The 11,714-nt window shown below is 67.8% G+C and carries 12 protein-coding genes and 4 tRNA genes; 11 read left to right on the top strand and 5 right to left on the bottom strand.

The genetic code is table 11. The annotated features are described in order from the left end of the window. Positions 1–20: 20 nt before the first annotated feature. Positions 21–95: transfer RNA gene (locus HGB51_RS14530), tRNA-Glu, on the top strand. A 67-nt stretch (positions 96–162) separates the two neighbouring features. On the opposite strand, the gene HGB51_RS14525 is transcribed toward HGB51_RS14530, so the two are convergent. Further along, positions 163–1,584 (bottom strand): sugar porter family MFS transporter, encoded by a 1,422-nt coding sequence (locus tag HGB51_RS14525; RefSeq protein ID WP_070208874.1) that lies wholly within the window; start codon positions 1,582–1,584, stop codon positions 163–165. Positions 1,585–1,766: 182 nt separating this feature from the next. Here HGB51_RS14525 and fdxA point away from each other — a divergent pair, with 182 nt between their 5' ends. Next, entirely contained in the window at positions 1,767–2,090 is a 324-nt protein-coding gene (gene fdxA, locus HGB51_RS14520) for a ferredoxin FdxA (RefSeq protein ID WP_070208875.1), read from the top strand. Positions 2,091–2,645: 555 nt separating this feature from the next. Here fdxA and HGB51_RS14515 read toward each other — a convergent pair. Together HGB51_RS14515 and dapA are read right to left on the bottom strand one after the other, a co-directional pair. Next, positions 2,646–3,155 carry a hypothetical protein gene (locus tag HGB51_RS14515; protein ID WP_070208876.1) on the bottom strand — a complete coding sequence of 170 codons (510 nt, stop codon included), beginning with the start codon at positions 3,153–3,155 and terminating at the stop codon, positions 2,646–2,648. 28 nt (positions 3,156–3,183) lie between these two features. After that, on the bottom strand, positions 3,184–4,077 hold the full coding sequence (gene dapA, locus HGB51_RS14510) for a 4-hydroxy-tetrahydrodipicolinate synthase (protein ID WP_070208877.1): 894 nt from the start codon (positions 4,075–4,077) through the stop codon (positions 3,184–3,186). Positions 4,078–4,241: 164 nt separating this feature from the next. Here dapA and HGB51_RS14505 point away from each other — a divergent pair, with 164 nt between their 5' ends. From HGB51_RS14505 to HGB51_RS14465, 9 genes are all read left to right on the top strand, one after another. Continuing rightward, positions 4,242–4,802, top strand: a complete 561-nt coding sequence (locus HGB51_RS14505) for a glycine cleavage system transcriptional repressor (RefSeq protein ID WP_070208878.1) — start codon at positions 4,242–4,244, stop codon at positions 4,800–4,802. 81 nt (positions 4,803–4,883) lie between these two features. Further along, the gene (locus HGB51_RS14500) at positions 4,884–5,363 is read left to right on the top strand and encodes a peroxiredoxin (protein ID WP_070208879.1); all 480 of its coding nucleotides are present in this window, start codon (positions 4,884–4,886) and stop codon (positions 5,361–5,363) included. An 82-nt stretch (positions 5,364–5,445) separates the two neighbouring features. After that, entirely contained in the window at positions 5,446–6,846 is a 1,401-nt protein-coding gene (locus tag HGB51_RS14495; protein ID WP_070208881.1) for a PhoH family protein, read from the top strand. Further along, positions 6,843–7,340, top strand: coding sequence for a hypothetical protein (locus HGB51_RS14490; protein ID WP_070208880.1), 498 nt, complete (start codon positions 6,843–6,845; stop codon positions 7,338–7,340). Before HGB51_RS14495 ends, HGB51_RS14490 begins: the two co-directional genes overlap by 4 nt. Positions 7,341–7,437: 97 nt before the next feature. Further along, entirely contained in the window at positions 7,438–8,247 is an 810-nt protein-coding gene (gene thiD, locus HGB51_RS14485; RefSeq protein ID WP_171966868.1) for a bifunctional hydroxymethylpyrimidine kinase/phosphomethylpyrimidine kinase, read from the top strand. Continuing rightward, entirely contained in the window at positions 8,244–9,083 is an 840-nt protein-coding gene (locus tag HGB51_RS14480; RefSeq protein ID WP_171966867.1) for an alpha/beta hydrolase family protein, read from the top strand. Before thiD ends, HGB51_RS14480 begins: the two co-directional genes overlap by 4 nt. A gap of 61 nt (positions 9,084–9,144) precedes the next feature. Further along, a tRNA-Arg gene (locus HGB51_RS14475) sits at positions 9,145–9,221 on the top strand. A 32-nt stretch (positions 9,222–9,253) separates the two neighbouring features. Further along, positions 9,254–9,330, top strand: a tRNA-Arg gene (locus tag HGB51_RS14470). Positions 9,331–9,356: 26 nt separating this feature from the next. After that, positions 9,357–9,433 (top strand) — tRNA-Arg (locus HGB51_RS14465). 78 nt (positions 9,434–9,511) lie between these two features. On the opposite strand, the gene HGB51_RS14460 is transcribed toward HGB51_RS14465, so the two are convergent. Together HGB51_RS14460 and HGB51_RS14455 are read right to left on the bottom strand one after the other, a co-directional pair. Beyond that, complete coding sequence (locus tag HGB51_RS14460) at positions 9,512–10,654, bottom strand: alpha/beta hydrolase family protein (protein WP_171966866.1); 1,143 nt, start codon at positions 10,652–10,654, stop codon at positions 9,512–9,514. A 99-nt stretch (positions 10,655–10,753) separates the two neighbouring features. Beyond that, a complete protein-coding gene (locus tag HGB51_RS14455; RefSeq protein WP_070207289.1) occupies positions 10,754–11,683 on the bottom strand; it encodes a LysR family transcriptional regulator in 930 nt (309 codons plus the stop codon). Between the last annotated feature and the right edge of the window lie 31 nt (positions 11,684–11,714).

Here is an 11,714-nt window from a genome sequence, read left to right as displayed (position 1 = left end):
CGCAGTTCGCGACAAAGCATGCTCCCTTCGTCTAGAGGTTAGGACGTGGCCCTCTCAAGGCTAAAACAGGGGTTCGAGTCCCCTAGGGAGCACCATCTGCCGCGCTGAGCTACGAAAAACCCCGCCTTGGCGGGGTTTTTGCGTTGCGGCCGGCCGAGCCCCCTACCCGACCATCTGCTCGAGCTCCTTGCCCTTGGTCTCGCGCACGTAGCGCAGCACGAAGAAGATCGAGGCCACCGCGGCCACGGTGTAGATGCCGTAGGCGCCGGCCAGGCCGATGCTGGCCAGCAGGACCGGGAAGGTCACGGTAATGGCGAAATTGGCGCTCCACTGCGCGGCGCCGGCCACGGCCAGGCCCGAGCCGCGGATCTGGTTGGGGAACATCTCGCCCAGCATGACCCACATCACCGGGCCCCAGGACATGTTGAAGAACACCACGTAGACGTTGGCGGCGACCAGCGCCAGGCGGCCCATGCCGTCGGACAGCTGCAGGCGGCCATCAGCCAGGTGCCCGCTGGAGAACGCCACCACCATCAGCGCCAGCGCGACGGCCATGCCGACCGAGCCTACCCAGAGCAGCGGCTTGCGGCCGATGCGGTCGATCAGCACGACGGTCAGCAGGCAGGCGCCGATGCTGAGGGCGCCGGACAGGACGTTGATCAGCAGCGCGTCGTTTTCGGAGAAGCCGACGGCCTGCCACAGCACCGCGCCGTAATAGAACACGACATTGATGCCGACCAGCTGCTGGAACACGGCCAGGCCGATGCCGACCCAGACGATGGTGCGCAGCTTGCCGGTGGTCTTGTCGACCAGGTCGGACAGGCGCGGGCGGTGCTGGTCCTGGGCGAGCGAGCCTTCGATCTCGGCGATCTTGGCCTGGGCCTCGTCGGCGCCGTACAGGCGGGTCATCACGGCGAGCGCTTCGGCGCGACGCTTCTTGACCACCAGGTAGCGCGGGCTCTCCGGGATCGCCAGCAGCAGCACCAGGAACAGGGCGGAGGGAATGGCCTGCATCCAGAACATCCAGCGCCAGGCTTCCTGGCCCAGCCACAGCACTTCGGTGGAGGCGCCGGCGGCGCGGGCCAGCAGGAAGTTGCTCAGGAACGCGCAGAACAGGCCGCTGATGATAGCGATCTGCTGCACGGTGGCCAGCCGGCCGCGATAACGCGCGGAGGCGACTTCGGCGATGTAGGCCGGGGACATGACGCTGGCCGCGCCGACGGCGATGCCGCCGACCACACGGGCGATCACGAAGGCCAGCGAGGTGTGCGCGGACCCGGCACCCAGCGCGGACAGCAGGAACATCACGGCGGCGATGATCAGGACGCCGCGCCGGCCGATCCGGTCGCCAAGGCGGCCGGCGAAGAAGGCGCCCACGGCGCAGCCCAGCAGCATGGAGGCGACTTCGAAGCCGATCCCGGCCTCGCTGGACTGGAAGGTCTGCTTGAGGCCGTCGACGGTGCCGTTGATGACGCCGCTGTCGAAGCCGAACAGGAAACCGCCGATCGTGGCGACGCAGCTGATCAGGACGATGAAGGCGGTGTTTTCGCCGCGGACGGCGCTTGCGCTAAGTGTCGTGGACATGAAGGGCCCTGGCAGGAAGGGAACAGCGACGGGTCAACACAGCAGGCGGCCCCGGCTCCCCAGCCTGTCTACCGCTAGCCAACGCATTCAACCCCAGCGGCGGCCCCCAGCGCATCGTGCACTGCGTCAAAGCCGCAACTGTTCTAGAATTGTCCGGCTCAACGCGGAATCCAGATCCAGCCATGCCCTTTGTCGTCACCGAAAACTGCATCAAGTGCAAACACACCGATTGCGTGGAAGTGTGCCCCGTGGACTGCTTCCACGAGGGCCCGAACTTCCTGGTGATCGACCCGGACGAGTGCATCGACTGCACCCTGTGCGAACCGGAGTGCCCGGTCAACGCGATCTTCCCGGAAGACGACGTGCCCGCCGGGCAGGAAGGCTTCGTCGCGCTCAACGCCGAGCTGGCCAAGGCCTGGCCGGTGCTCACCGTACGCAAGGACCCGCCGGAGGATGCCGCCGAATGGGATGGCAAGCCGGACAAGCTCCAGTATCTGGAGCGGTGAAGCCGAAAAGGCGCCTTCTGGGCGCCTTTTTTGTTTGGGTTGCAGGTGGTGGCCTGGCGCCGGGCGTTGCCCGGCTTCGTGCATTCAGGCGAACAGCCGAGGTCTGCGCGGTTTCCCTGGTCAGGGCCGTCGGGTGCGGGTTTGTGGGGGACGCTGCAAGTACGTCCATGTAAGCTCATCGCCGCATCCATGCGGCTCGTGCCCCCTCAAACCCACCCCCGCCGACCCTCCGACAGTGCGTCGATGGCCACGGCAAAAGCCGAAATGCCGACCAATGGTCGACACGAATGCGGGGCTGGGCTCTTTCCATGGCCACCTGCACCCTGTCGAAGGGTCGGCGGGGGTGGGGGTACGGGACCGTGAAGGCACATGGATGTGCCGCCCGAGCCTAACGGGAGATTTAAGGCGTGTCCCGTACCCCCACCCCCGCCGGCCCCAACCAGGGAACCCTGCAGCTCACAGGCTGTCCGCCAAAACGCATGAAGCCGGGCAAAGCCCGGCTCCAAGGAATCGCACGCAATCAGGGAAGCCGGGCAGAGCCCGGCTCCGCGCGCATTACTGCGCCAGCTTGGCCTTCAGCTCGCCGAGCAGCTTGGTCGGGGCGGCGCCGGTGGCCGGCAGGCCGCGCGGGTCGACGGCCGAGATGTAGGCGCCGGCTTCGACGGCAACCACGCGGACCAGGAAGTCGCTGCCCTCGAAGTTCACATCGTAGGAACCCAGCAGCTGGGCCTTGCTGGCGATCTTCACGCCTTCAACGGACTCCAGCGCGGTGCCGACCTTGCCGAACACCTCTTCCTTCGTGCCCGGAATGGTGAAACCGGAGGTGTTGGCGGCCGCCTGGGTCGGGGCCGGCTTGGCTGCCTGCGAGGCCAGCACCGGCACCTGCGCGGCCGGGTTGTTGCCCGGCGCGTTCAGGTCCGGCGGGACTTCCAGCGGACGCACTTCCGGGGCCATGGCGTAGTCGCCGCGGGCGCCGCGTTTGAAGCAGCCGGTGGTGCCGACCAGGGTAGCGGTGGCCACGATCGCGAACGACAGCACGCGGAGGACGGAAACGGATTGACGCATGTGGATCTCCTGGGTCAGGCCACTGTATTCAGTGGCTGGAAAGGGCTTCGAGCGCACCGATGTCGGTGGCCAGGTGTTCGGCGGCAGCGTGGTGGGCGGCCGAGAGCGGCAGCAGCGGCAGGCGCAGGCCCTGGCCGATGCCGATGCGGCGCAGCAGGTCCTTCACCGGAATCGGGTTGGACTCCACCCCGCAGAATTCATGGAACGGCTCGAGGCGTGCGTCCCACGCCTCGGTGGCCTCGCGCTCCCCGGCCGCAGCCAAGTCGCACATCCGGCGGTAGGCGCCCGGCAGCGCATTCGAGCCGACCGAGATCAGCCCGTCCACGCCCGACAGGATCGAGCGCGCTGCCGTGCCGTCGTCGCCGCTGAGGATCGCGAAGTCCCGCGAACGCAGCGCCAGCAGGGCCTGGACCCGGCCGATGTCGCCCACCGCTTCCTTGATCCCCACGATGTTCGGGTGCGCCGCCAGCTCGGCCACCGTCTCCGGCAGCATGTCGCAGCCGGTGCGGCCGGGCACGTTGTACAGGATCACCGGCAGGCCGCCCTGGTCGGCCACCGCACGGTAATGCGCGATCAGGCCGGCCTGGGTCGGGCGCACGTACGGCGGGGTCACCACCAGCGCGTGGGTGGCCCCACTGGCCGCAGCGCGGCGGGTCTGCGCGATCGTTTTGGCCGTGCCCGACAGGCCGGTACCGGCCAGCACCGGGATGCGCCCGGCGACGGTTTTGACCGCGCTGCGCAGCAGCAGGTCGTATTCGTCATCGGACAGGGTCGAGGCTTCGCCGGTCGAACCGGCCACCACCACCCCGTGAACGCCACCCTCCAGTTGCAGGTGCAGCAGGCGCTGCCAACCGTCGGGATCCAATGCGCCATTGGCCTGGAAAGGCGTGGCCAGCGCGGTGATGAGACCGGAAAGGGACAAGGAAACGATGCTCGGAAGTAAGGGGGCCAAAGGCCGCGGAAAAGCGCGGCCGGAGGTACGTTGCATGTTACTTGCGGGTCGAAAGCGCGGGCAAGTATGCTGGACTCCGGCGAACGTGCGCCCCTCGGCGCCGTTCAGACTCACCCCGCATTACCGGAACCCCCTTGACCGACACCACGCCGCGGCCTGCGCCGACCGAAAACCACCTCCTGATCAACGCCTACACGACGCATCCGGAGTCCCCCCTGCTGCCCGTCACCCGGCGCATCGCCGACAGCGGCTGCAACCTGGTCGACGCCCGCCTGTCCACCGTGGGCCGCGACGTCTCGGTCACCGCCCTGGCGACCGGCTCCTGGGACGCAGTGGCCAAGCTGGAAGCCATGCTGACCCGGCTCGAGCGCGAGGAAGGCCTGAAGCTGGTGTGGTACCGCACCGGCGCCAAGCAGGCGCAGTCCAACCTGCTGCCCTACATCGTCGAAGTGATCGCCGCCGACAAGCCCGGCATCCTGTTCCAGCTGGCCGACTTCTTCGACCGCCAGGGCATCACCATCGAAAACCTGCAGAGCACCCGCTACCGCGCCATGCAGACCGGCGCGGAGATGTTCTCGGCGCAGGTCACCATCGGCGTGCCGGCCAACATGCACATCGCCGCCCTGCGCGACGATTTCCTCGAGTTCTGCGACCACCTGAACCTGGACGCGATCATGGACCCGATGAAGTTCTGACGGTTTCGCGCGCCCGTCACCCGGGCGCGGTGTTTCATGCAGTTGTAAAACGCGTCACTCAGGCTCCGCAGCAAGGACCTCATGAACAACGGCGATACCCTGGACAGCACCACCCTTTCGCTTCCGCTGGCGTTGTCCGGCGGCGACAGCACCACCCTCGGCGCGCTGGCCGGCCAGTGGCTGGTGCTGTACTTCTACCCCAAGGACAGCACCCCCGGGTGCACCACCGAGGGCATCGACTTCAACGCCCTGCTGCCGCAGTTCAAACGCGCCGGCGCCCGCGTGCTGGGCGTCTCGCGCGACTCGGTGAAGTCGCACGACAACTTCTGCGCCAAGCAGGGGTTCGCCTTCCCGCTCATCAGCGACGCCGACGAAGCGCTGTGCACCGCCTTCGACGTCATCAAGCTGAAGAACATGTACGGCAAGCAGGTGCGCGGCATCGAACGCAGCACCTTCCTCATTTCTCCCGACAGTCGTATCGTGCAGTCGTGGCGCAAGGTGAAAGTCGCCGGCCACGCGCAGTCCGTCCTTGAAGCCCTGAAGGCCGCGAAAACCCAGTGACCAACCCGGCACCCCGCAATGGCCATCACCCTGCCCCGCAGGCCGTGATGGCTTGTCCCTGTTCTGCCACCAGGAAATGACGATGACCCGAGGCAAGCGCATCTACGTACTGGATACCAACGTGCTGATGCACGATCCAACCGCGCTGTTCAAGTTCGAGGAGCATGATGTCTACCTGCCGATGCAGGTGATCGAAGAGCTGGACAACGGCAAGAAGGGCACCTCCGAAGCGAGCCGCAACGCCCGCCAGGTGAGCCGCTTCCTCAACGAGCTGGTGCAGGCCTCGGGCCTGGACAACCTGGCCGACGGCATCCCGCTGCAGCGTCCCAACGGGCTGCAGCTGCGCGGCAAGCAGAGCGTGGGCCTGCTGCGCTTCCAGACCAGCCACTTCGACGCCGGCAAAAGTTTCGGCGCGGTGATTCCGGACAACGCCATCCTCGGTGCGATCCTCGCGCTGAAGGAACAGACCCCGGACATTCCGGTGGTGTTCGTCTCCAAGGACATCAACCTGCGGATCAAGGCGGCGATCGCCGGGATCGTGTCCGAAGACTACGAGAACGACCGCGCGCTGGACGATTTCAGCCTGCTCTACACCGGCGCCACCGAACTGCCGGAAGATTTCTGGAAGAAGCACACCGACGACCTGCGCAGCTGGAGCGACAAGGGCCGCACCAGCTACGAGATCCACGCCAGCGACGACGAAGACTGGCACCCGAACCAGTACGCCTACCTGCCCGGCGACGACGAAGTCGAACTGCGCGTGGCCAAGGTCGATCCCAGCGGCAAGGTGATCCTGTCGCTGGTCAACGACTACCGTCATGGCAGCCACGCGGTGTGGGGCATCAGCGCGCGCAACCGCGAGCAGAACTTCGCGCTCAACGCGCTGATGGACCCGGAGATCGACTTCGTCACCCTGCTCGGCACCGCCGGTACCGGCAAGACCCTGCTGGCGCTGGCCGCCGGCCTGGCCCAGACCATGGACCAGCAGCGCTACCGCGAGATCATCATGACCCGCGCCACGGTCAGCGTCGGCGAGGACATCGGCTTCCTGCCCGGCACCGAAGAAGAAAAGATGACGCCGTGGATGGGCGCGCTGACCGACAACCTGGAAGTGCTCACCCACACCCAGGAAGGCGGTGCGTGGGGACGCGCGGCGACCAACGACCTGATTGCCAGCCGGATCAAGATCCGCTCGCTGAACTTCATGCGCGGCCGCACCTTCCTGTCGCGCTACCTGATCCTGGACGAGGCGCAGAACCTCACCCCCAAGCAGATGAAGACGCTGATCACCCGTGCCGGCCCCGGCACCAAGATTGTCTGCCTGGGCAACGTCGAACAGATCGACACCCCGTACCTGACCGAAACCACCTCGGGCCTGACCTACGCGGTGGACCGCTTCAAGAACTGGCCGCACAGCGCGCACATCACGCTGCGCCGGGGCGAGCGTTCGCGCCTGGCCGACTACGCTTCGGAGGTGTTGTGAACCGTTCCCTGTCACGTGCAGTCGTGCCGCTGGCGCTCGCCGCGCTGGCGGCGGCGTGCACGCCCGCCAATACGCGTCCCGGCGCGACCGTGCCGACAGCGGTCAAGACCGGCCAGTCCTGGGTGGTGACCCGCCCGGTGATCGTCGCGCAGGTGCTCGACACCTGCTCGCGTCCCAGCCCGGGCCAGACCCCGGGCCGGGTCACCGGCTACTGGGCGCCGAGCCGCCAGCAGGTCGAGCAGCTGGAAGCGCAGCTGCCGACGCTGGCCGCGCAGATTCCCGGGGTCACCGATTTCAACCGGCAGTACGTTGGTATTGAAATGGAAGGACGCAGGGTGATCTACCTCAACGCCTTCCGCCTGCCCGACCACAGCGATGTGGATCCCTCGCGCGAGGCGATCCGCGTCTGCGATGGCGGACGGATGTTCTGGGGCGCGGTGTTTGATCCGGCCACGAACCAGTTCTCCGAGGTGCTGTTCAACGGGCCGTACTGATACGCCATGCGTGCCTGAGCGGTACCGGCGTTCCGTGGGACACGCATGGCGTGTCGCTACGCTGGCAGCCGGCGATGGCCTGCTCCACAATCGGGGCATGAGCCCATCGACTCCCGTTTCCGCCCTCACCATCGCCGGCTCCGATTCCGGCGGTGGTGCCGGGATCCAGGCCGACCTGAAGGCCTTTGCCGCGCACCGCGTGCACGGCCTGTCGGCGATTGCCGCACTCACTGCACAGAACACGCGCGGGGTCACTGCGGTGCACGTGCCGCCGCTGGACTTCCTGCAGGCGCAGATCGACGCGTGCTTTGCCGACTTCGACATCCATGCGGTCAAGCTGGGCATGTTGGCCAATGCCGGGGTGATCGAGCTGGTCGCCGATGCCCTGCAACGCCATCGCCCGACCCATGTGATCGTGGATCCGGTGATGGTCGCCACCAGCGGCGCGAAACTACTCGAGGACAGCGCGTTGCAGGCACTGCGCACGCGGCTGTTGCCGCTCGCCACGCTGCTGACCCCGAACATCCCCGAAGCCGAGCTGCTGCTGGGCCACCCGATTGAAACCGCCGACGAGGCCGAGGATGCCGCTGCGGCGCTGCTCGATCTCGGCGCGGGTGCGGTGCTGCTCAAGGGCGGACACCTGGCCGAAGGCGCGCGCGTGATCGACCGCTACTTCGACGGCGTCACCCGCGAGGAGTTCATCCACGCACGCCTGCCGGTCGACGCGCACGGCACCGGCTGCACGCTGGCCTCGGCCATTGCGGCCCAGCTGTGCTGCGGGCTCTCGCTGCCCAACGCCTGCGAAGCCGGCATCGATTACGTCGCGCGCGCACTGCAGGGCGGTTACATGCCCGGCCGCAGCGCGGTACTGGTGCTCGACCACTTCGGCGCGGGTCGGCCGGCATGACCCGTTCCGTGCGGGTTCCGGTCGAGACCACCGACGGCCACCATTTCGAACTGATCGCGCGGATCCCGGCGCAGCCGCGCGCGCAGCTGCTGTGGCTGCCGGCACTGGGCGTGTCGGCGCGCAACTACGAGCCGTTTGCCGACGCGCTGGCCGCGCACGGTATCGCCGTGTTCCTGCACGAATGGCGTGGCAACGGCAGCAGCAGCCTGCGCCCTTCGCGCGAGCGCGACTGGGGCTACCGCGAGATCCTCGAACAGGACCTGCCGGCCAGCCTGGCGGCGATCCGCCTGCACGGCAACGCGCCGCTGATCATTGGCGGGCACAGCCTGGGCGGCCAGCTGGCCTGCGTGTTCGCCGGGCAGCACCCGGATCTGTTCGCCCGGTTCTGGCTGGTCGCCACCGGCACCCCGTACTGGCGCACCTTCCCCGCCCCGCGCGGGTGGCTGCTGCCGCTGGTGTACCGCTTCCTGCCGTGGCTGGCGCAGCGCCAGGGCGTGCTGCACGGGCGCCGGCTGGGCTTTGGCGGCACCGAGGCGCGCGGGCTGATCGCCGACTGGGCGCGCGTCGGGCGGTGCAACCACTACGCGGGCGTGGGCATCAGCGCCGACCTGGAAGCCGGCATGCGCCGGCTGCACGGCCAGGCCAGCGCGGTGGTGCTGGCAGACGACTGGTTCGCCCCTGCCAGCTCCATGCAGGGCCTGCTGGCCAAGCTGCCGCAGGTCGCTGCAACGCTGTCGGTTCTGCCCGCCGACACGCTTGGCACGCGGGCCGATCACTTCGCGTGGATGAAGTCGCCGGATGCCGTGGTGAAGGCGCTTTTTCATTCATTTGAATGAAGTCCTTCACAAAAACGTTGACGGATGCGGCGTCGATCCGCATAATTCCGCTCCTGTTGACGCGCCCGTAGCTCAGTTGGATAGAGTACCTGGCTACGAACCAGGCGGTCGGGAGTTCGAATCTCTCCGGGCGCACCATCAACAGGGTTGTAGAAAAACGTGATGTAAATGCGCCCGTAGCTCAGTTGGATAGAGTACCTGGCTACGAACCAGGCGGTCGGGAGTTCGAATCTCTCCGGGCGCACCATTACATCGCGACACATCAATGCAAATGCGCCCGTAGCTCAGTTGGATAGAGTACCTGGCTACGAACCAGGCGGTCGGGAGTTCGAATCTCTCCGGGCGCACCATTGCAGCGATGAGAAAGAAGGCAGCCATGGGCTGCCTTTTTTGTTTGGTCGGGCCGTGCAGCCACGCAGGGCGTGGCTCTACCCTGCGCGCTTGGACATTGCATCTGCCATTGCCAGCCTGTCCGCTTCTGCCGGCAGTCCCGGTGCCGGGCATTTGCCGCCGGCGTGATCGTCGTGCGCCAGCCAGTCGTCCACCACCCCGCCCAGCAGGTCCAGCCGCAGCGGCAGCGTGATGTGGTCTTCGCCACGTAGTTCGATGTACTGCACGCGGTCGCTGGCCGCCGCGATCAAACGGCCCTGCCCGACCGGTACATGCGCGTCGTCCTGGCCGTGCAGCAGCAGCACGCACGCGCGTGAGTCCGCCACCGCGCGGGTGACATCCACGCGGTCCAGGTCCAGGTCCAGGCGCTGGCTGGCCGCCGCGATCACCTTGTCGATGTCCTGCCCGCCATACAGCCAACGCCCGTAAGCGGCCATGGCCTGCGCCTTCCATGCGGTGGGTTGCAGCGACATCAGGTGCGGGATCATGCTGCGGATCGCGTCGCCGGCATTGGCGAACGACTCCATCGCAACCACGCCGGTGACCCGGTCGCCGAGCTTGTCGGCGGTGAACAGCGCGGTAGCCGCGCCGTAGGAGACGCCGAACAAGTACAGCGGTCCCACGACTTCACCACGCGCCTGCAGCGCGTCGATCACGTCGATCACATCGTCGGACTCGAACGTGCCGTAGCCGGAGGGGCCGGCGCCGGAGTGGCCGTGGTTGCGCAGGTCGATGGTGACCACCCGGTAGCCGGACTGGGCCAGCTGCAGCGACCACGGCAGCATCGAATCGCCGTTCATCATCCATCCGTGCAGCAGCACCACGGTGCCGCGCGGCGCCTGCGCCTGGAACGGCGTGGGCAGCGCCAGCTGCAGGCCGGTATCCAAGGGCTCGCCGTTGTCGTGATGCTGCGCCAGGTAGTGGTACTGCAGGCCATAGCGGCCCGGGTCGAACGCACGCCAGAACAGCGGCACGCCGGCGCGGCCGGTCACGAAACCATGACGGTTGGGGACCGCGTCCACCGCCTCGGCGATGCGGGCAGTGTCCAGCAGCGTGGAGACGCCACCCGGCGCGACCAGCCGGTCACTGAGCGAGGTGGAGGCAGACGGGGGTGAAAGGGACGAGCAGGCCGCCAGCCAGAGGCCGGCGCCCGCCAGCAACAGCAGCAGGAGGCGTTTCATGGGAATCAGGTGCACGACGTGGAGCCCGGCAGGTTACCGAGGCGCCTGCGGCCCCTCTACCGCAACCAGATGACCGAACCGTGACACGCCGGCAATCGTTCAGGATGCCAACCAGCCCTGCATCTGCCCCCACCACGCTTCCATGTGCCCGGGCTGCTGCAGGCGCTCGCGCCACCAGCGCAGGGCCGCGCCCTCCTCGCCGGTGCGCCAAGCCAGCCAGAAGGTCTCGTCCGGCTTGGGCTCCTCGACCTGCCGCACCACCAGCCGCCCCTGCGCCACCGCCGCCTGCACGTAGGGCTCGGGCAGGAAACCGAAGCCCAGGCCGGCGCACTGCAGCCGGTACTTGCTGAGCATGTCCGGCACGGTCACGGTGTCCTGGCCCATCAGCAGGCCCACGGTACGGGGCAGCAGCCGCCGCGCCGAGTCGGCAACGGCGATGGCGCAATGGGCGGCCAGCTGCTCCCGGCCCATCGGCTCGGTCATCGCGGCCAGCGGGTGCCCTGGCGCCACCGCGAACACGAAGCGGACCACGCCCAGCGGCTCCACCACGTAGCCGCCACCACTGGGGCCCTCGCCCGCCGCGCCCACCAGCAGGTCGGCACGCCGGTCCAGCAGCGCCTCCCAGGTGCCCGACAGCGCCTCGCTGATCATCCGCACCCGGGTCTGCTCGGCCACCGCGCTGAAGTCGGCGATGTCCCCGGCCAGCAGCGCCGGCTGGAACATCGAGTCGATGCCCAGGGTCAGCTCGGCCTCCCAGCCGGAGGCGACCCGGCGGACCCGCATCTCCAGCTCGCGGGCCGCGCGCAGCAGGTGCCGGCCCTCCTCGAGCAGGGCCACGCCGGCCTCGGTCAGCTCCGCGCGCGGGCCGATCCGGTCGAACAGCTGCACCCCAAGGTCCTGCTCCAGCTTGGAGACGGTGTAGGAGATGGTCGAGGGCACCTTGTGCAGTTCCTTGCCGGCCGAGGCGAACGAGCCGCGGCGGTCGATGGCGTCCAGGATCTGCAGCGCGTCGAGGCTGAGCTTGAGCATTCGAAATTTTCGATGATGGCTGCCAAAACTA

It is taken from the genome of Stenotrophomonas bentonitica (genome assembly GCF_013185915.1).
In the GTDB taxonomy this organism is placed as follows: Bacteria; Pseudomonadota; Gammaproteobacteria; order Xanthomonadales; family Xanthomonadaceae; genus Stenotrophomonas; species Stenotrophomonas bentonitica.
The sequence above is the reverse complement of the archived record's forward strand: the minus strand, read 5'-3'. Positions and strand labels throughout refer to the sequence as shown.

What these genes read in the sequence shown, in the direction of transcription:
- HGB51_RS14500 (WP_070208879.1), top strand. Translation starts at nt 4,884, where the DNA reads ATGAACAACGGCGATACCCTGGACAGCACCACCCTTTCGCTTCCGCTG.
- HGB51_RS14515 (WP_070208876.1), bottom strand. Translation starts at nt 3,155, where the DNA reads ATGCGTCAATCCGTTTCCGTCCTCCGCGTGCTGTCGTTCGCGATCGTG.
- thiD (WP_171966868.1), top strand. Translation starts at nt 7,438, where the DNA reads ATGAGCCCATCGACTCCCGTTTCCGCCCTCACCATCGCCGGCTCCGAT.
- HGB51_RS14460 (WP_171966866.1), bottom strand. Translation starts at nt 10,654, where the DNA reads ATGAAACGCCTCCTGCTGCTGTTGCTGGCGGGCGCCGGCCTCTGGCTG.
- HGB51_RS14495 (WP_070208881.1), top strand. Translation starts at nt 5,446, where the DNA reads ATGACCCGAGGCAAGCGCATCTACGTACTGGATACCAACGTGCTGATG.
- HGB51_RS14480 (WP_171966867.1), top strand. Translation starts at nt 8,244, where the DNA reads ATGACCCGTTCCGTGCGGGTTCCGGTCGAGACCACCGACGGCCACCAT.
- fdxA (WP_070208875.1), top strand. Translation starts at nt 1,767, where the DNA reads ATGCCCTTTGTCGTCACCGAAAACTGCATCAAGTGCAAACACACCGAT.
- HGB51_RS14525 (WP_070208874.1), bottom strand. Translation starts at nt 1,584, where the DNA reads ATGTCCACGACACTTAGCGCAAGCGCCGTCCGCGGCGAAAACACCGCC.
- HGB51_RS14455 (WP_070207289.1), bottom strand. Translation starts at nt 11,683, where the DNA reads ATGCTCAAGCTCAGCCTCGACGCGCTGCAGATCCTGGACGCCATCGAC.